18 protein-coding genes and 1 pseudogene are annotated in these 18,637 nt (G+C 61.3%); 7 read left to right on the top strand and 12 right to left on the bottom strand.

Translation table 11 applies throughout. From position 1 onward, the window contains the following. Positions 1 to 38: 38 nt before the first annotated feature. From AC097W_RS12105 to AC097W_RS12115, 3 genes are all read left to right on the top strand, one after another. Positions 39 to 1,538, top strand: a complete 1,500-nt coding sequence (locus AC097W_RS12105; protein WP_479602816.1) for a DUF4118 domain-containing protein — start codon at positions 39 to 41, stop codon at positions 1,536 to 1,538. Then, the gene (locus AC097W_RS12110) at positions 1,535 to 2,221 is read left to right on the top strand and encodes a response regulator (RefSeq protein ID WP_479602817.1); all 687 of its coding nucleotides are present in this window, start codon (positions 1,535 to 1,537) and stop codon (positions 2,219 to 2,221) included. The genes AC097W_RS12105 and AC097W_RS12110 overlap by 4 nt, the downstream gene beginning before the upstream one ends. Positions 2,222 to 2,307: 86 nt before the next feature. After that, a complete protein-coding gene (locus AC097W_RS12115) occupies positions 2,308 to 4,185 on the top strand; it encodes a potassium transporter Kup (RefSeq protein WP_479602818.1) in 1,878 nt (625 codons plus the stop codon). A gap of 43 nt (positions 4,186 to 4,228) precedes the next feature. Here AC097W_RS12115 and AC097W_RS12120 read toward each other — a convergent pair whose 3' ends face one another. From AC097W_RS12120 to AC097W_RS12135, 4 genes are all read right to left on the bottom strand, one after another. Next, positions 4,229 to 5,512 (bottom strand): O-acetylhomoserine aminocarboxypropyltransferase/cysteine synthase family protein, encoded by a 1,284-nt coding sequence (locus AC097W_RS12120; protein ID WP_479602819.1) that lies wholly within the window; start codon positions 5,510 to 5,512, stop codon positions 4,229 to 4,231. A 142-nt stretch (positions 5,513 to 5,654) separates the two neighbouring features. Further along, the gene (locus tag AC097W_RS12125) at positions 5,655 to 5,825 is read right to left on the bottom strand and encodes a hypothetical protein (RefSeq protein ID WP_479602820.1); all 171 of its coding nucleotides are present in this window, start codon (positions 5,823 to 5,825) and stop codon (positions 5,655 to 5,657) included. Positions 5,826 to 5,838: 13 nt separating this feature from the next. Next, positions 5,839 to 6,912: a YeeE/YedE thiosulfate transporter family protein gene (locus tag AC097W_RS12130; RefSeq protein WP_479602821.1), complete on the bottom strand. Its 1,074-nt coding sequence runs from the start codon at positions 6,910 to 6,912 to the stop codon at positions 5,839 to 5,841. Between the two features lie 4 nt (positions 6,913 to 6,916). Beyond that, on the bottom strand, positions 6,917 to 7,879 hold the full coding sequence (locus tag AC097W_RS12135; RefSeq protein ID WP_479602822.1) for a sulfurtransferase: 963 nt from the start codon (positions 7,877 to 7,879) through the stop codon (positions 6,917 to 6,919). Between the two features lie 419 nt (positions 7,880 to 8,298). Here AC097W_RS12135 and AC097W_RS12140 point away from each other — a divergent pair, with 419 nt between their 5' ends. Then, on the top strand, positions 8,299 to 9,024 hold the full coding sequence (locus AC097W_RS12140) for a hypothetical protein (RefSeq protein ID WP_479602823.1): 726 nt from the start codon (positions 8,299 to 8,301) through the stop codon (positions 9,022 to 9,024). A 3-nt stretch (positions 9,025 to 9,027) separates the two neighbouring features. After that, positions 9,028 to 9,516 (top strand): hypothetical protein, encoded by a 489-nt coding sequence (locus tag AC097W_RS12145; protein WP_479602824.1) that lies wholly within the window; start codon positions 9,028 to 9,030, stop codon positions 9,514 to 9,516. A 33-nt stretch (positions 9,517 to 9,549) separates the two neighbouring features. On the opposite strand, the gene AC097W_RS12150 is transcribed toward AC097W_RS12145, so the two are convergent. Together AC097W_RS12150 and AC097W_RS12155 are read right to left on the bottom strand one after the other, a co-directional pair. Further along, positions 9,550 to 10,782 (bottom strand): multidrug effflux MFS transporter, encoded by a 1,233-nt coding sequence (locus AC097W_RS12150; RefSeq protein ID WP_479602825.1) that lies wholly within the window; start codon positions 10,780 to 10,782, stop codon positions 9,550 to 9,552. Between the two features lie 69 nt (positions 10,783 to 10,851). Then, positions 10,852 to 11,745, bottom strand: a complete 894-nt coding sequence (locus AC097W_RS12155) for an EamA family transporter (RefSeq protein ID WP_479603089.1) — start codon at positions 11,743 to 11,745, stop codon at positions 10,852 to 10,854. A gap of 84 nt (positions 11,746 to 11,829) precedes the next feature. On the opposite strand from AC097W_RS12155, the gene AC097W_RS12160 reads away from it, so the two are divergent. Together AC097W_RS12160 and AC097W_RS12165 are read left to right on the top strand one after the other, a co-directional pair. Further along, positions 11,830 to 12,453 (top strand): glycine zipper 2TM domain-containing protein, encoded by a 624-nt coding sequence (locus AC097W_RS12160; protein WP_479602826.1) that lies wholly within the window; start codon positions 11,830 to 11,832, stop codon positions 12,451 to 12,453. Positions 12,454 to 12,550: 97 nt separating this feature from the next. Next, a pseudogene (locus tag AC097W_RS12165) lies at positions 12,551 to 12,604 on the top strand (hypothetical protein); the annotation flags it as partial. Positions 12,605 to 12,660: 56 nt separating this feature from the next. Here AC097W_RS12165 and AC097W_RS12170 read toward each other — a convergent pair. The 6 genes from AC097W_RS12170 to AC097W_RS12195 form a co-directional block, all read right to left on the bottom strand. Next, positions 12,661 to 13,233, bottom strand: coding sequence for a hemerythrin domain-containing protein (locus AC097W_RS12170; RefSeq protein ID WP_479602827.1), 573 nt, complete (start codon positions 13,231 to 13,233; stop codon positions 12,661 to 12,663). Between the two features lie 10 nt (positions 13,234 to 13,243). Beyond that, a complete protein-coding gene (locus tag AC097W_RS12175; RefSeq protein WP_479602828.1) occupies positions 13,244 to 13,648 on the bottom strand; it encodes a ribonucleotide reductase subunit alpha in 405 nt (134 codons plus the stop codon). A gap of 20 nt (positions 13,649 to 13,668) precedes the next feature. After that, on the bottom strand, positions 13,669 to 14,283 hold the full coding sequence (locus tag AC097W_RS12180) for a nitroreductase family protein (RefSeq protein WP_479602829.1): 615 nt from the start codon (positions 14,281 to 14,283) through the stop codon (positions 13,669 to 13,671). A gap of 86 nt (positions 14,284 to 14,369) precedes the next feature. Continuing rightward, the gene (locus AC097W_RS12185; RefSeq protein ID WP_479602830.1) at positions 14,370 to 16,841 is read right to left on the bottom strand and encodes an adenosylcobalamin-dependent ribonucleoside-diphosphate reductase; all 2,472 of its coding nucleotides are present in this window, start codon (positions 16,839 to 16,841) and stop codon (positions 14,370 to 14,372) included. Positions 16,842 to 17,086: 245 nt separating this feature from the next. After that, a complete protein-coding gene (locus tag AC097W_RS12190; protein ID WP_479602831.1) occupies positions 17,087 to 17,785 on the bottom strand; it encodes a carbonic anhydrase in 699 nt (232 codons plus the stop codon). Continuing rightward, positions 17,782 to 18,630 (bottom strand): peptidylprolyl isomerase, encoded by an 849-nt coding sequence (locus AC097W_RS12195; protein ID WP_479602832.1) that lies wholly within the window; start codon positions 18,628 to 18,630, stop codon positions 17,782 to 17,784. Before AC097W_RS12195 ends, AC097W_RS12190 begins: the two co-directional genes overlap by 4 nt. Positions 18,631 to 18,637 lie beyond the last annotated feature (7 nt).

Genomic DNA, 18,637 nt, shown 5'->3' on the forward strand with positions numbered 1-18,637 from the left:
TGCAATCCTGATACGGCTGGTGGTACGCTGACCGCACCATGAACGCTACCTCCACGTCAAACGACACCCAAACACCCCTGCGGAGTTGGGCCACGGTGGCCTTGCTGCTGACGGCGGCAACCGTTGGCGGATTTCTGCTGGACCACCACGTCTCGCTCACCAGCCAGGCCATGGTGTATGTGCTGGCAGTCGTCCTTGCGTCGTACCGCCTGCGCTGGCTGGCCTCGGTGGTCTGTGCGGTGGGCGCCGTAACGGCATTCAACTTCTTTTTTGTTCCACCACGCTGGACCTTTGAAGTCGACAGCCAAGAGCATCTGATTGCCCTGTTCACGATGCTGCTGGTCGCACTGGTGATCAGTAACCTGGCAGCCTCCCTTCGGCGCGAAACGAAAACAGCACACCGCAACGAGCAACGGGCTCGCCAACTGCAGGCATTGGCCACCGACCTGTCAGGCGCCACCACCGCTCACGAAGTGCAGGCACTGGGGCAGAACGCTCTGGACAGTGCCTTCACCGGGCCTTCCGTTCTGGCCTTGCGTCAACCCGACGGCACGCTGGATCTGGCACCCGGGTTGGCCACCACCCTGGACGACGGCATGCAATGCTGCATGCGTGAAGCCGCTGTGCTCGGCCCCGGAACCGGGCGCTGGCCTGGCCTGAACGCCTGGTATGTACCGCTGGGCGACAAGGGCCAGATGCACGGGGCCGCCTGCATCCAGAATGGTCTGGCGGCCGATGCCGATGGGCGGGAGCACGCCCAGGCGCTGTGCGCTTTGCTGGCACAGGCGCTGTGGCGCCTGCGCCTGACGGCATCGATGCTAGCAGCCGAAAATGAGTCCCACCGACAACAGGTGCAAAGCACGTTTCTGGCCGCTATTTCACACGACTTGCGCACGCCGCTGGCGGCGGTGGTCGGCGCTGCCTCGTCACTGCAAACGCAGCGCGACAAACTCAGCGCCGCCGACCAGGACCGCTTGCTGGGCAGCATCGTCAGCGAGGCGACCTACCTCTCCACCGTGACCGAAAACACCCTGCAGTTGGTGCAGCTGACCAATGCGTCGCAGCCGATCCAACGCGGCTGGGAGTCCATGGAAGAAATCGTGGGAGCCGTTCTGGCCCGTGTGCGGCTGCGGGACTCTGCCCGGCGTATCAAATCCAGAGTACCTGAGGGCTTGCCGCTGATCAAGGCCGACCCGGTTTTGCTGGCGCAGCTGATCGGCAACCTGCTGGACAACGCGCTCAAGTACAGCGCTGACGCAATTGAGCTGGTCGTGAGCACCACCGCCCAGGAGATGCAGGTGTCTGTCAAAGACCGTGGCGAGGCGATTCCCGAAGAAAAATACCAGGCGATATTTGAGCCCTACTCCCGCAATGACCAGTCTGGCCAGCGCGGTGCCGGGCTGGGCTTGGCTCTGTGCCGGGCGATCGCCTGCGCGCATGGCGGCAGCCTGACGGTCAGGCGGCGTACCGGAGGCGGAAACCGCTTCACCGTGACACTACCCATTGATCCCCACCAGCCGCAAGGAGTGCCTCAATGACCTTGCGCATTCTCGTGGTGGAGGACGACCGTGAAATCAGGGCAGTGATGCAATCATCCCTCTCAGTCGAGGGTTTTGAGGTGCAGACTGCCGTGTCATTGAGCGAGGCGCGGGCCATGCTGAAGCATGCGTTGCCCGATGTCATGGTGCTGGACCTGGGTTTGCCCGATGGCGATGGCGTCGAGCTGGTGCAGGAGGTGCGCAAGCACCATGCGCTGCCCATTCTGGTGGTGTCTGCCCGCCACCAGGAAGCCCAAAAGATCCAACTGCTGGATGCAGGGGCCGACGACTATCTGACAAAGCCCTTCAGTGTGAGCGAACTGCTGGCCCGCATCCGGGTGGCGCTTCGCCACCGGGGCACGGCGCTGGCTGCTGCGGTCACGGTGCACGAACTGGACGATTTGAACGTAGACCTGGCCTTGCGGGTGGTGAAACGCAATGGCGAAACCCTGCACCTGACGCCCACTGAATTCAACCTGCTTGCGCGACTGGTGCGCAGTGCAGGCCGCGTGGTCACGCACCGGCAATTGCTGACCGACGTGTGGGGGCCCGAGTTCACCGAGCACACGCATTATTTGCGGCTTTACATGGGGCAGCTGCGCGCCAAGATTGAGCGTGACCCGGCGGAGCCCCGCCATTTGCTGACAGAGACCGGCGTGGGTTACCGCCTGGCAGTTACCTAACCTGCGCGCTGGATGCTGCAGCCCCTTATGCGTTCCTGATACGCGGGCTGCGACAGTGGAGTCCTGTTTACTGCGAATGAAATGCCATGACCAAAGCGTCCAATCGGGAAAGTCTTGCCGCCCTCACACTGGGTGCGCTGGGGGTGGTGTATGGAGATATCGGCACCAGCCCGCTGTACACCATGAAAGAAATTTTCAGCCCCGCGACGGGAATTCCGCTGGACGCCACCCACCTGATTGGCGCGGTGTCCGTCATCTTCTGGGGGCTGATGATGGTGGTCACGCTGAAGTACGTGCTGCTGATCCTGCGGGCCGACAACCGGGGTGAAGGCGGCATCATGGCGCTGACCGCACTGGCCGCTAAAGCCGCGGGCAACACGCCCCAGAAACGGATCATCCTGTTGCTGATTGGCGTGTTTGGCGCGGCCCTTTTTTATGGCGACAGCGTGATTACCCCAGCCATCTCGGTACTCAGCGCAGTCGAGGGTCTGGAGGTGGTAACGCCCGCCTTCAAGCCCTATGTGCTGCCGATCTGTGCCGCCGTGCTGGTGGGACTGTTTGCGATGCAGCGCTTTGGCACAGGGCTGGTGGGCAAGCTGTTTGGCCCCGTGATCGTGTTGTGGTTTGGCGTGCTGGCGGTAACGGGCGTGATGGAGATTGCCCAGCAGCCCGCCATTCTGGCCGCCCTTAACCCGCTGAATGCGATCGCATTTTTAAGCGGCCAGGGCTGGCACATGTTCGTGGCCGTCGGGGCCATCGTGCTGGCGTTTACCGGCGCCGAAGCGCTTTACGCCGACATGGGCCACTTTGGCAAACGCCCCATTCAATACGCGTGGGTCGGCATGGTGCTGCCGGCGCTGGCCATCCACTACATGGGCCAGGGTGCGCTGCTGATGCGGGATCCGGCTGCGCTGGAGAACCCGTTCTACCGCATGTTCCCCTCGGCCTGGCTGATGCCCGCCGTGGTGCTGGCCACGCTGGCCACGGTGATTGCATCGCAGGCGGTTATCTCGGGCGCCTATTCCATGACCAAGCAGGCCATGCAACTCGGGCTGCTGCCGCGCATGCAGGTGCACTACACCTCAGCCAAAGAGGCGGGGCAAATTTACATGCCCGAGGTGAACTGGTTGCTGCTGGGCGCGGTGCTGCTGGCCGTGTTTGGTTTTGGCAGTTCATCGGCCATGGCCTCGGCTTACGGTATTGCGGTGACGGTGACGATGCTCATCACCACACTGCTGACCTTCTTTGTGATTCGCCATGGCTGGCATTACCCGCTGCCCGTGGCGATTGCGGCTACCAGCGTCTTCATGGCGCTGGATCTGTTGCTGGTGGTGTCGTGCTCCATCAAGTTCTTTCAGGGGGGCTGGTTCCCGCTGGTGCTGGGCTTTGGCATCTTCATCACCATGGCGACCTGGCGCCGTGGTCGCGAACTGCTGATCGAGAGCATTCGCCATGACGACCCGCAGCTCTTGCCCTTTGTCGCCGCGCTATCGGGCGACACGGTGCACCGCGTGTCCCGCACGGCGGTGTATGCCGTGGCCAACCCCGACACCGTGCCGCAGGCCTTGATGCACAACCTCAAACACAACCAGGTGCTGCACGAGCGCAATGTGATTCTCACCGTGGTTTTTCACGATGTGCCGTGGATACCCTTTGCCGAGCGCGTAACGGTGCAAGCCCTGGTGCCAGGATTCTGGAAAGTGCAAGTCAACTACGGCTTCAAAAACACGCCGGATATTCCCAAGGCACTGGAGCTGTGCAAGGCCAAAGGCTTGTCGATCAACCTGTTTGAAACCTCGTACTTTTTGAGCCGCGAAATTGTGGTTCCGACCAAAGGGGCTGGCATGGCGCGTTGGCGCGAAGCCCTGTTTGCGCTGATGTCCCGCAACGCTGGGAGCGTGGCGAATTTCTTCAGGCTGCCCAACAACTGCGTCATTGAGCTGGGCACGCGCGTTCAGATATGAGCGCCTGGCACACAGTGCCTGCGCAGCCTCTAAACAGCAACCCTTAAACCGCAGCCAGCGCCTGCTCCAAATCTTCCAGCAGGTCGTCGATGTGCTCGATACCGATCGACAGGCGCACCATGTTTTCGCTCACGCCGGCCTTGGCCAGTTCAGCAGGATTGAGCTGGCGGTGCGTGGTCGATGCCGGGTGCGTCGCGAGCGATTTGGCATCACCAATATTTACCAGGCGCAGGAACAAGTCCAGCGCATCAAGGAAACGCGCACCGGCGGCACGCGGGTCGGCTTCGCTGGTTTTGAGGCCAAACGACAAAATGCCCGAGGCCTTGCCGCCCATCTGGCGCTGCACCAGTGCGTGGTCGGGGTGGTCGGGCAGGCCGGCGTAACGTACCCATTCGACCTTGTCGTGCCCTTGCAAAAATTTCGCCAAAGCCAGCGTGTTTTCACAGATACGGTCCATGCGCAGGGGCAGGGTCTCGATGCCCTGCAGGGTGAGCCACGCGTTGAACGGCGACAGCGCCGCTCCCATGTTGCGCAGCGGCACCACGCGCGCACGGCCAATGTAGGCGGCCGCGCCCAGCGCTTCGGTGTAGACCACGCCGTGGTAGCTCACGTCGGGCTCGTTCAGGCGTTTGAAGCGTGCCTTGTGTTCGGCCCAGGGAAACTTTCCGCTGTCAACAATAATGCCACCCAGGCTGTTGCCGTGGCCGTTCATGTATTTGGTCAGGGCGTGCACCACGATGTCGGCACCGTGCTCGAAAGGGCGGCACAGGTAAGGGCTGGGCACGGTGTTGTCCACGATCAGCGGCACGCCATGGTCGTGCGCCACTTTGGCCAGCGCGGCGATGTCGGTGACGTTGCCCAGCGGGTTGCCAATGGATTCGCAAAACACCGCCTTGGTGCGCGCGTCGATCAGTGCGGCAAAACTGGCCGGGTCGCGCGGGTCGGCAAAGCGCACCTCGATGCCCTGCTGCGGGAAGGTGTGGGCAAACAGGTTGTAGGTGCCGCCATACAGGGTGCTGGCCGAGACGATGTTGTCGCCCGTCTCGGCAATGGTCTGGATGGCAGCCGTGATGGCCGCCATGCCCGAAGCCATGGCCACTGCAGCAATGCCGCCCTCCAATGCCGCCACGCGTTGCTCCAGCACATCGTTGGTCGGGTTGGTGATGCGGGTGTAGATGTTGCCCGCCACCTTCAGGTCGAACAGGTCAGCGCCGTGCTGGGCGCTGTCAAAGGCGTAAGCCGTTGTCTGGTACAGCGGCACAGCGGCGGACTTGGTGGTGGGCTCGGGTTTGTAACCAGCGTGGACGGCAAGGGTTTCGATGCGCATGGGTTTCCTAAGGTGGGTTTAAAAGTCAAAGCGCCAGCGTGTGCTGGCATCGTGCGCATTGTCGCGCGGATGGGTACCGCGCCCAACGACGCTTTCGCTATATCGTTATGAAGAGTAGGCTTGCTTTAATTTTGCTAGCCCCTCACTTCGCCATCGAACAATGCCCCCCGCTAGCGGCTTGGCCGGAGCCAGCGGCGATCAGCGGCGGCTCGTTGCGCAGGTCCACCGGGGAAGATGCTGAAAAATCCCAGGCCAGGAAGGCCAGCAGAATGAGCCAGAAAATGGCTCGCAGACGTTGGGTCGTGGTGGTCATAGCGCGTCTCCTGTCAAAACCCGTAGCGGCGACGCAATCGCACGCCCACCAAGGTGCCGCCAAAGGCCATCGGCATCCAAATCCAGCCGTGCAGGCTGCCGGTAGAAATACCGCTGAGCATGGCGCCCACGTTGCAGCCAAAAGCCAGGCGCGAACTGTAGCCCAACAGGAAACCAGCGATCAGCCCAATCGCCCACTGCTGCGCGGTGAGTGGCTGGCCGGTCGGCGGTGACTTGGCAGACACCCAGAGCGCCCCGGCCAAAATGCCAACGTTGGTGATCGTAGTGACATCCATCAGCACGGTTTGCGTCAGGCGCTGCGCGTTGCCGGCCTGGCTCCAGAAGGCGTTGGCCGTCGGGTCAAAGACACCCAGTGCTACCGAGACCTTGGCAGCCCACAGCCCAAAGCCATAGACCACACCCCAAGGCTGGCCGGCCAGCAGCAGATTGAGCGTGGCCAGCACCGCCAGCGCCACCGCGCCCCACACCCAACGCTTTTCAAGCCACTGCCGCCCCGCACCTACCCAGGCGCGCACTGCCAACAGCGCCAACGCCAGCAACACCAACGTCAGCGCCAGCGCACCACCGGTGCCCAACTGCGCAGGCAGGCTGACCGGCTCGATCTGGCCCAGGGCCAGCCAGCTATCCAGGTGCGCCGAACCCAGAAAACTGCCCAACGCAAACAGCGGCAATATGCCCATATTGAGCGGCACCCCCAGCCCGGCCTTGTACAGCGTGCCCGAGCCACAGCCGTCGGCAATCTGCATCGTCAGGCCAAACACAAAGGCGCCCACCAGCAGGCTCACGCTCGGTGGGCCCAGAGCAGCCTGCAGTTCAGAAAAATGCCCCAGCAGCGGCAGCGCGGCCAGACTGGCCAGCGCCAGTAACAGTACCTGCCCGGTCACGCCGCGCGGGTCGCGCTGCTCGATCAGCTGGCGCCAGCCGGTGGTAAAGCCAAAGCGCGCGCCCGCCAGCGCCGCGCCCATGCCCATGCCCACCAGCAACAGCACCGCTTGGCGCACCGATACGGACAGTACGAGAAAGATAAAAAAGGCGGCCACCAGGGCCGCCAGAGGGAGTCGCTTCATGGCGTCAGTTGAGCGCCTTGGCGGTCCAGATTTTCGCCTCCATCAGCAACTGCTGCGCCCGATTCGGCGCGTTGGCAATCGGAAGGCCATTGGGGTCTTGCGACCAAGCAGTCATCGAGCCGGGGTAGAGCTTGACCTTCTTCTGGCCCAGCACTTCTGACATGGCAAACCAGTTGGTAGCGGCCCAGTGGCCGGTGTTGCAGAACGATACGGTCTCTTTGCCAGGGTCCAACTGGCTTGATGCCGCGACCTGCTTGGCCTGCTCAGCGCCCATAAAGGTGGCGCTGCCGGGGGCAAACCACTTGTCGTGCTGAAGGTTCACCGCATCCGGCAGCGTGCCGGCCACCTTGGCCGTCGGGGCGCGGGTTTCGCCATTGAAGAAGGCTGCGGGTCGGGCGTCTATCAGCACCGCATCTTTGGCTTTCACATGCTGGGCCACTTCTTCGGTGCTGGCGATGAGCGACTCGTCCAGCTGCGGCTGAAAGCTGCTGGCCGCAATTTTCACCGCCTCGTTGTTCTGCGCCAGTTGGGCGTCAGACCACGCTTTCACGCCGCCGTTCAGCACGGACAGGTCTTTGAGGCCCAACACCTTCAGCGTCCAGTACACGCGTGCGCTGGACCCGAAATCAGTGGCATCGGCGCCGCTGGAGACCACCACCGCGTGTGTGGCGGGGGTCAGGCCCAGGGCTTGCACCAACGTCGTCAGCTTGGGCAAGGCAAGTAGCTCGCCCGGGTTGGCAGCCGGCCCACGCCATTGCGCATAGGGTGCGCTGACCGCACCGGGGATGTGGCCTGCGGCGTACGACTTGGGATCGCGGATATCAATCACCCGCAGGTTCGGGTCCGTCAAGCGGGCCTGCAGCTCTTTGGGCGTCAACAGAGGCTGGGCAGCAAAGGCGCTAGCGGTCGTGACGGCGGCGGCTAAGCCCAAACACAGAACGGTGATAAGGGTTTTAAGACGTTGCATGGTCGCTCCAGATAAACAATGGATGCGATTCTGAACGGCCGCTTCATATAAGGAAACGATTCTTTCGTCACATGCTTATACCGAAATCGACACATGCACCGGCGCCAGGATTCTGAAAAGTGCAGGGGGGGGGGTTCCGGCTTCAAACACACCCCGGACATTCCACAAGGTAGCGGCATGGCCCGTTGGCACGAAGCCCTGCTTGCGCTTGTGCACCTTAATGCAGGAACCGTGGCAGGCTTCTTCCGGTTACCGAACAGCCGTCTGGCTGAACGGGGAACGAGGATTCAGATTTGACCACCTGACACAACGCGGCGGCCTGGTGATACACCTTGTAACAATAGTGAAGGTCCGCTTTGCATTCGCAAACCTAGAATGAAATTTCACAAGCCCATGGCTTGCTTCACAAGGATTGCTCCATGTTCTTCAGAACAACCGCCACTGCACTGGCCGTATCTGGTCTCAGTTTTTTCATGAGCGCATCGGGTCAAGCGCAAACTGCCGTGAGCACCGCGCCAGCCACACAAAGCACTGCAACACCCACGTCGTCCCGGCTAACGGCCGACTACACCGTATTTGCGGGCTCAACCAGCAATGCAACCGCACTGGTTAACGGCATGCGCGATGGCACCAGCGTCACTTTGACCGCCAACCCCACCACCACAGGCGCTACCCCACCTCCCGCCACATTCACCCCCGTGACGGGCAAACTGGGCAACGGCGAAATCAATATAGCGTTGTCGCTGGCCAAGGCCGACTTGGCCAAGCAAGGCATCACCAACCCCACGCCAGCCCAGCTCGCGGCGGCGCTCAATGGAGGAACCATGACTACGGCAACCACCACCGTGTCCATGAAAGGCATCCTGGCGCAACGCGAATCGGGCATGGGCTGGGGACAAATTGCCAACGCCATGGGCGTCAAACTGGGATCACTGGTCAGTGCATCCAAGACCGACAAGGCCGGCAAGAAGCCAGACGATGACGCCGGCAGCCAGGCCAGCAACAAAAACAAAGGTCGGGAAGACGCCAATGAATCGCATAACAGCAAGATGACAGGAGCGGGAGAGCACGCAGGCGGCAATGGTTCCGGCTCAGGCGGCGGCGGTAGCCATGGTGGTGGTGGTGGTGGTGGTGGTAAAAAGTAAGCTATGAAATCATCTTCACCAACATCCATCCGGCGCTCTTGGGCGCTGCCATTACTGATCAGCGTGACCTGCGTTTGCAGTGCGGCATGGGCAGAAAAGCCGGAGTGGGCCGGCAACGGACACGGTAACGGCAAGAAAGAGCAACCGCAGGACACGCGCACCGCAGAGATTCAGATTGGTGCCTATTTTGCAGACCACCAGCGCGTGGCGGTATCCAGTTACTACGATACCCAGCGCACGGCTAAAAAATGCCCGCCCGGTCTTGCCAAGAAAAACAACGGCTGCCTCCCTCCTGGCCAGGCCAAAAAATGGCACATGGGCCAAGCTTTGCCGGGCGATGTGGTGTTTTACCCGGTACCCAATGAGGTCATCGTGCGCATTGGCGTGCCGCCGCAGGGCTACCGCTATGTCCGGGTCGCCAATGACATTTTGCTGATGGCCATTGGCTCGCGAATGGTTGTGGACGCCATTGAAGACTTGATGCGCCCCTGAGCCAACGCCCGATCGGATCGGGCGTTTGGTCTTTCAATGGTGCACGATGGTTTGCCCAATTTCGGGCCAGCGGCGGCGGATGTAAACCCAGGCCACCAAGCCTATGCACATCATCAACACGGATGCTGCGGCCAGCGCCACGGTAGAGTGCATGACGAGTGGTGAGATCACACCCGCCACAATGCCGTTGGCCGTGGACCCCACGAACATCTGAAGACTTGATGCCATGCCACGCCGGTCCGGGTGCAGATCCAGCACCAGCAGCGTCACCACGGGCACCATCAGTGCCCAGCCAAACGCAAATACGCAAATGGGCAGCAAGGCCCAGCCCACCTGCGCCTTGAACAACAGATTGGCAACCAGGTTGATGATCCCAATCGTCAGCATAATCATGAAACCATAGCGAATTTGCTGCTTGGGTGCCATTTTGCCTGCCAGGCGACCACTGAGCATGGCGCCTCCCATGATTCCGATGATGGTCAGACAAAAGAACCAGAAAAACTGCTGAGGGACCAGGCCCAGGTGCTCCCCCAGGAATACCGGGGCGCTCAACACGTACAGGAACATGCCGTTGAACGGAATACCGCTGGCCAGCGCGAGCAATAAAAATCGGGGGTCCGACCCCAACTGCCAGTACCCGGCCATGAGGTTTTTAACGTGAAATTGCTGGCGCTGGGTGACATGCAGGGTCTCTGGCAGCAGCCGGTAGTTGGCCACCCACAAGGCCACACCCACCGCAGTGAGAAACCAGAAAATGCCATGCCAGCTGACGTGTACCAGCATCCAGCCGCCCACCATGGGCGCAATGGCAGGAGCCACGCCAAAAAAGATGGTGACCTGGCTCATCACCTTTTGTGCCTGGGAAGGGGGAAACATGTCACGAATCACCGCGCGGGACACCACAATACCGGCTCCCGTGGACAGGCCTTGCACCGCCCTGAAAAAAATCAGTTGCCCGATGCTTTGCGACAGGGCACAGCCAGCGGACGCGACCGTGAACGCGGCCAAGCCCCACAGCACGACAGGGCGGCGGCCAAAGCTGTCGGAAATAGCCCCATGAAAAAGGGCCATGAAGGCAAATCCAAACAGGTAGGCCGACAGCGTTTGCTGCATCTGCACTGGCGTGGCGTTCAGCGACTGGGCAATGCCCGCAAAAGCGGGTAAATACGTGTCAATGGAGAACGGCCCCAACATGCCCAGCAGGGCCAGGAGAATGGCAAAGGCCCACTGCGGGGCGTGCCAGAGTTTGTGTGCGTCCGGGTTCATGAACCTATTGGACCATGGACACGATCCCCATAGCGCGCGCCGGGTCGCCCAAGCGCACGACTCAACCCCTCATTGGCTCTGCCATTTCAGTCGCACAAACAGGCGCGCGCCAAACAAATTGAGTAGCAACCCAGCCATCAGCAACGCGCCACCAGCAAAGTGCACCGGTTTGAGCGCCTCGCCGAAGGCGAACCAGCCCGTGGTGAGCCCCACCAGTGGCACCAGTAAGGTGAAGGGGGCCACCCGGTTGGCCGGGTAGCGCGCGAGCAGGCCGGTCCATACCCCATAGCCAAATAACGTCGCCGCCCACGCCAGGTAGGCGACGGCGGCAAAGGCGTGCCAGCTGAAATGCTGTAGCGCGTTTGCAATGGCTGCAGGACCCTCCAGCCATGCCGACAACAGCAGCAGGGGAATCGGCGGCACCAGACTGGCCCACACCACAAATGCGAGTTGATTCATGGGCCCATATCGGCCTACCGCACGGGTCACGATATTGCCACTGGCCCACATGACCGCCGCCGCTACGGTCAGCATGAAGCCCGCCAATGGCATCGACAGGCCATGTGCACTGCCAATCAACACCAAGCCCACTGCGGCCAGCATCAATCCTGCAAGCTGGTTGGCGTGCCAGCGTTCTTTCAGGAAGAACGCGGCAAACAGCATGGTAAAGACGGCCTGCGACTGCAGCACGAGTGACGCCAGCCCTGTGGGCATACCCACATGAATGGCCGAGAACAACAGGGAAAACTGCCCCACCGAAATCGTCAGCCCATAGATGACATACAGACGCAGCGGCACCTTGGGAGCCCGAAAAAACAGCAGTGCCGGAAATGCAGCCAGCATGAAACGCAAGGCGGCCAACAGCAGCGGCGGAACGTCGGCGACCCCCACTTTGATGACAGCAAAGTTGACGCCCCAAACCAAAATAACAAAAATGGCAAGAAATAGGTCTTTGTTCCGCAAAGCCGCGTTTTGTGTATGCATGTGTTCGATCTTACGGGCAGCCCTATGGAATACTTGCAGCTTCATTTTCAAAGGAGTTACGGCATGAAGAAGCAATCCCTCTCGTTGGCTTGCACCCTGGTTGTTGCGGCACTCACCACACTGGCACCCAGCGCATGGGCCGTGACGGCACCGGCGGCAAAATCCCAGCTTGCGGCGGACAACAAAGCGGCAATGGCGCGTTATGAATCCGACAAGAAACTCTGCAATGACGAGCCCTCATCCAGTGGCCGCCTGCAATGCCGCCGCGATGCCAAAACAGAATATGACAAGGCCATGGCCGAAGCCAAAGCCCGCATGACAGCCGCAAGCAAGCCCGCCCCAGCGCTGGCACCCTGCGCGGACTGCGGCAAGGTCGTCGCGGTATCGATCACTGAAAAAGAAGGTGAAGGCAGCGCGGTTGGCATGATTGCTGGCGGCATTGGCGGCGCCTTGCTGGGCAATCAGGTTGGCGGTGGCCTTGGCAAAGACCTTGCGACCCTGGCTGGTGCGGCTGGCGGTGCTTATGCGGGCAAGATGATTGAAGGCAAGATCAAAACCCACAAAGTGTGGACCGTGAGCATTCAGCGCACCAACGGCGACAAGGAAAATTTTGACTTCGACAAGGACCCAGGCTTCAGCGTGGGTGATGCAGTGAAGAAGTCGGGCGACTCGATCGTTCGCCAGTAACGGGGTGCATCGTTCCCGCTGAATCGTTTTTTGAACCGGATTGGCGATCCGGGGCAGAGCCGTTCCAGGTCGCATCCACCGGACAGACGGCCAACCGATGGGACTCGCGGGACTATGGTCTTGCTGGAAATCACCGAAAGGCGAATGGATTCACAGCTACACGCTGTTGACAATCAATGCCGACGCACACCCTTTGATGCGCCTGTTTCACAAGCCAGACGCCATGTTACGGGCGTCCACGCCGCGGCGCTGCATCATGTCGGCACTCATGGCTCGCAACGCAGTGTCCGAAAGCGTTGCTTGCGCCGCCGGATAGACGATGCCTTCTTCGTCCTGAATGTGCTGGCCGTAGAGCGCCGCAAAACAGCCGAGTGCCGTCGTTTGTTCTGATGACAACGGCACCCACTGTGCCGCTGGCCCATCGGCAATGACCAGCAATACACACCGGGCAAGAGCCCAAGCAGACTCCATCTGCTGATGGTCCCGCATGAGCTTTCGGACCAGCGCATGCACCGTGGTGTCAGACCCCCTGAGCAAGGGAGGGAAAACATGCAATTCTTCATCCTGGTGGTGCAAGGGTGCAGCCAGATCAAAGTAGCGCATGACGTCGCGCGCGGCCTGGCGGGCATCGGCATCCTGACCATGGTCGATCAAGTGCAACTGCAAACGCACCATCAGGTCCAGAGTGCGCTGAACCCGCTCATGGCAGGCCACCAGCATTTCAAAAGGAGATTCAAGGCCGACCGCAGGCGCACGGTGTCCTGGCAGAGTCGGCATCATCACAGCTGCATCAGCCGATGTTGACGGCGTGACCCTGAACGTCAAACGGAATGTAGGCGCCAATGTTGCCCTGCTTGATGGCCTCCACCATGTGCTCCAGCGCCTTACCGGCTTCTTCACTGGTGGGGGGCTCGCCGGGCGCGCCCGACATGGCGGCTGCAAATACCATGCCCCATCGCTGACCCAACAGGCTGGCTTCCTTCACCAGATCGGCAAACGAATCCAGCTCTTGCGGGCTTTTGTCCACACACATGCGGGGGACCAACGCTCCGCCCTCGCCCGCTTCAAAGCCTGCACGCTGCTCAGGGGTGCTGTCCTCGGGCAACTCCACACCGGCAAACACAAACAGCAGGCGCTGGGGCAAAGGCTGGTAGCGGGCGGACTGCAAAAGCTCGTCAAAACTTGAAATGTTCATCGCGGTATTCCAGTAAAAAATTAAACCCCGTCCTGCGCATTCGCAAGGGGCGCGAGAGTGCCAACATAGTCAGCCGTTGCGGGCCGCAATCGTCCGTTCTTGCGTGACTGCACAGTGCCCATACTCACAAAACACAGCGCATGTTCACCTTCAGTCAAATTGAACAGGGTGCGCAGCCGGGCCGACTTCAGGGCCTTGCCACTGGTCAACGCCGAGCCATAGCCCAACGCCGTGGCCATCAGCAACATGTTTTGCACGGCGCAACCGGCGGAGACAATGCGTTCGTGCAGGTCCACATCGGGGTCGCCGCGCTGGCCGTCCACCACCACCAGCATGAGCAGCGGTGCACGGTGGGCTTTTTCCTGCGCCTGCGCAACCTGGTCGGGCGTGGCATCCGCATCACGCTCCAGCAGCGCGGCGCCAAACACATCGGCCAGCCGCACGCGTGCGTCAACAGGCACCAGCACAAAGCGCCAAGGCAAAATTTGCCCGTGGTCGGGCGCCGAAGCGGCCGCGCCGAGAATCAGATGGAGCGCGCTGGCATCGGGGCCGGGCTCCATCAGCCGCTTGGGCAGGATGGTTTGACGCGACCGCATCAGTTCAGCCGCCAGAGTGGCAAGTTCGTTATTGGGCATCACCCCTCCACTTCAGCCAGTTCGCCCCACGCCGGCAGGATGACAACCCACACGGCAGCTACTTCCATGCCAGTGGGTATCCACTGTTACCCGCAAGTCCCGATGTGCCCGCATTGGGTGCAGTAGTCGCAACCGTCCTTGCGGATCACCGCATGGGCACCACATTCGCCACACTTCTTGCCTGCCATCACCGGTGGTGGTGCGGCAGCCAGTGCACTCTCCTGCGCGGGTGCCAAAACACCCTGATTCAGCTGTGCCTCACGCTGACCCTCACCATGGCCCTGCTTCTGACGGTTGGCCCGCTGCAACTGGATATTCTGGATGGCGTAGGCAACAGCCGCCACCTCGGAGTCATGCCACATGGGAACCTGCGTGCCATCAGCCTTCTGGTGCGTGCCAAGCCGCACAGGACCACGGTCCCAGGCGACCTTGCGCATGTCGCTCAGAGCGCGCTCTAGAAAACCGCCGCGCGCCGCCAGCGACAACAAGCGCATGCTCGATGTGATCCACTGTTGCGACTCGCCACTCTGGCCCACAGGCATAAAGAACTCGATGGCGCGGTCAACCGTGCCCACGCCGTTGGCGGCAGGCACTGGCAGGAACGACACCAGCAGGTACAGCGTCTTGTGGCCTTCCTGGGTCCAGTAGTCCACCTTTTCAGCCACTGCAGAAAGCGCGCCCTTGGGCCGGCTCTCAATCACCGTGCGCATGGGATCGATCACCGGCGCGGCGACGGCAACCGGTGCCGCCACAGGCTCTGAATGCACCTCCAGCACCGAGCCCAAAATGGCATTGGGTCGGTAGGTCGCCAAGCCCTTGAGGCGTGCGCGCCAGGCTTGCTGGTACAGGTTTTTGAAGTCGTCGTACGGGTAATCGGCAGGTACGTTCACCGTCTTGGAAATGGCGGTATCCACAAACGGCTGCACCGCTTCCATCATGGCAATGTGGTTGGTGGCCGACATGTCGAGCGCCGAAACAAAGTAGTCGGGCAACTTGTTGACGTCGCCACCCAGCTCGCGGTACATGCGCCAGGCGTGGTCTTCGACCGCATATTCAGACGTGGTGCCGTCTGACTCACGCTTCTTGCGCTTGTACATCCACGAGAACGCCGGCTCAATGCCGTTGGACGCGTTGTCAGCGAAGGCCAGGCTCACGGTGCCCGTGGGTGCAATCGACAACAGGTGGCTGTTGCGAATGCCGTGCTTGCGAATGGACTTTTTCAGCGCGTCTGGCAAACGGCTGGCAAAGGTGCCTTCAGCCAGGTAACCATCGGCGTCAAACTTGGGGAAAGCGCCTTTTTCTTGCGCCAGCGCCACGGAAGCGGTGTAGGCAGCATCGCGCATACTGGTGGCAATGCGGGTCGCCATCTCACGGCCCTCGGCGCTGTCATAGCGCAGGCACATCATCGCAAGCACGTTGCCCATTCCGGTGAAGCCCACGCCGATGCGGCGCTTGGCGGCGGATTCTTCGCGCTGCTGTGGCAGGGGCCAGAAGGTCACTTCCAGCACGTTGTCGAGCGCACGCACCTGCAGAGCGACAGACTTCTCAAAAGCCGCAAAGTCAAAGCCGGGCTTGCCGTCAAACCCGAACGGGTTTTGCACAAAGCGCGGCAGGATAATCGGGCCCAGGTCGCAACAGCCGTAAGAGGGCAAAGGCTGCTCCCCGCACGGATTGGTGGCCTCAATTTTTTCGCAATAACGCAGGTTGTTGTCCTGGTTCATGTTGTCCAGAAACAGGATGCCGGGCTCGGCAAAGTCGTAGGTGGAGCGCATGATCGTGTCCCACAGCTCGCTGGCGGCCAGGGTTTTGTAAACCCACAGACCGTCAGCGCGTTGATACGCGCCTTGCGCCATGATGGTGGCGCCGGGCTTGGCGCGGTGCACCAGCTCCCAGGTGCGGTCGCCGTCCAGCGCCTGCATGAACGCGTCCGACATACCGACCGACACATTGAAGTTGTTCCAGCGGCCCGGCGTGCGCTTGGCGGTGATGAATTCCTGCACGTCCGGGTGATCAATGCGCAGCACGCCCATCTGGGCACCGCGGCGGGCGCCAGCACTCTCGACCGTGGAGCACGACTGGTCAAACACGTTGATGTAGCTGCAAGGACCCGACGCCATCGACGCCGTGGCCTTGACCTCGGCTCCGCGTGGGCGGATGCGCGAAAAGTCGTAACCCACACCGCCACCGCGGCGCATGGTCTCAGCCGCCTCGCGCAATGCTTCGTAAATGCCGGGGTAGCCGTCGTCGTCCACGCCCTGGATGCAATCGCCCACGGGTTGCACAAAACAGTTGATCAGCGTGGCCTGAATGGAGGTGCCTGCGGCGCTCATGATGCGGCCTGCGCCAATGGCGCCCGCGTACAGGTTTTCCAGGAACAGTGCTTCGTATTTGGCGCGCAGGGCTTCGGGCTCGGCCGAGGCCAGTGCACGCGCCACGCGCAAATACACGTCATCAATGCCTGTTTCACCCGCTTTGAGGTATTTTTCCTTCAGCACATCAAAACTGATGGGCTGGGTCGCCACGCCCTCTGGCGGGGGGCTGATTTTTTCGCGTTTCATGGGGATGGTCCTTACGATAAGACGGCTGGGTGCATGCCACCGAGCCGCCATTGCATTAATTCTTGGAAGGGACGAATTTAATCACCAAAAGGCAAGCGCCCGGCCCCTCTCCAGTAAATCCCTTTCCTCGTCTCGCACCAAGGGCCCGCGACTTTGTTCAATCATCCGGCCGTTGAATGCGCAAAGCATTGGGAAATTGCTACGGTATTGATAGCTGCTCAGGCACATTGCACGGGGGCTAAGGTTCAATATGAAAAGATATTTCCGTCGTTCTCGATGTACGGCTGGTAGGGGCCGGTTCCACTGCTGGACGCGATCGACGCCGGAACAAAATTACCTTGACTTACATCAAATATGTGGATTTCCCCCTCTTCGATCACGTAATGCCAGCCATGCAGCGTCAAACGACCGGCCTCCACCTCACGGCGCACCATGGGGTAATCCATCAAGCGCTCCAGTTGCAGCACCACCACACGCTGCTCGGTGCGACGCAGCGCCTCGGGGCTGGACTGAACGGGCAGGAGCGCCTCCTCCGCGAGTTTCAGCCAGGCCTTGAGAGCGACCGCTTCCTCGGGCGCCCCCTCATAGGCGGTTCTGATGGCGCCACAGTGGCTGTGCCCACACACAATAATGCGTTCCACATGCAGCGCCAGGACCGCGTATTCAATGGCGGCGGTTGTACCGTGCAGGCCATGCGATCCGTCGTACGGCGGCACAAAGGCACCCACGTTGCGAACAATGAACAACTCGCCGGGCCCGGCCCCGGTCAGCAGGTAGGGCACCAGACGGGAGTCCAAACACCCAATGAACAGTGTCTTGGGGTGCTGGCCATCGGCCACCAGGTCCTGAAAACGCTGCTGGTGTAGCGGAAAGTAATTGGAATGAAAGCGCCGCAACCGCAACAGCAGGTCATCTGCAGGCGCGGGAGCGGCTGGCTCGCTCATTGAACCAAAGGTGAATCAGACCCTTCCAGTTCGACCCCCTCCACCAGCGCCTGTCCCACCAGAAGGCTCATGTACTGGCGCAAGGCCTTAGACCGCGACTGCAGCGTCAGCTGCGCAGCGATGCGCTCCTGCACTTCGGCGTACGTCTTTTGTTCACCCTCGCGTCGGCCCATCACTTCCATGATGTGGAAGCCAAAGCGCGAATGCATCAGCTTGGTGTGCACGCCATTGCCGCGCTGCGCGTGGTTCTGGTGAAACAGCTCGTTGGCCAACTCAGGCGCGCAATCCTCCGGGCTGACCCAACCCAAGTCACCGCCCTGGGTGCTGGTGGGGCAGTTGGACAACTCCACTGCCAATTGCTCAAAGCGACCCGCCGGGGCGTTTTTGTGCAACAGCTCCAGCAAGGCCTTTTCGGCATGCGTGGCCAGCGCCTGCACATTCACTCCCGGCGTGACGGCAAACAGAATGTGGCGCAAATGCAAAGCCTGGCCCACCACGAACTGGGCCTTGTTGGCTTCGTAGTAGCGCTGGCACTCCTCCTCGGTCGGCTGCGGGGTGACCACCGCGCCGTCCACCATGGCTTCAACGATCTGGCGTTCGCCATCGTTCAGATCCGGCGCCGTCAAGCCCTTGTGGCGCGGTAGCAGGCCGGCCTTGACGGCCTCCTGGCGCAGCAATTCGGCATAGGCCAACTCTTGCACGGCGTCTGCAGGCGGCTGCTGCCCCTGCTCGAACAAGGCGATGCCGTTAATGCTGGGAACCGGACTGGCCAAGGCTGCCGCAGCCGAGGCGCACTGACAAGAGCCGCTGCCGCAGCCAGCGGACGCAGAAGAAGATGTGGTCATACGAGGG

Source organism: Rhodoferax sp. GT1R46, from assembly GCF_056521285.1.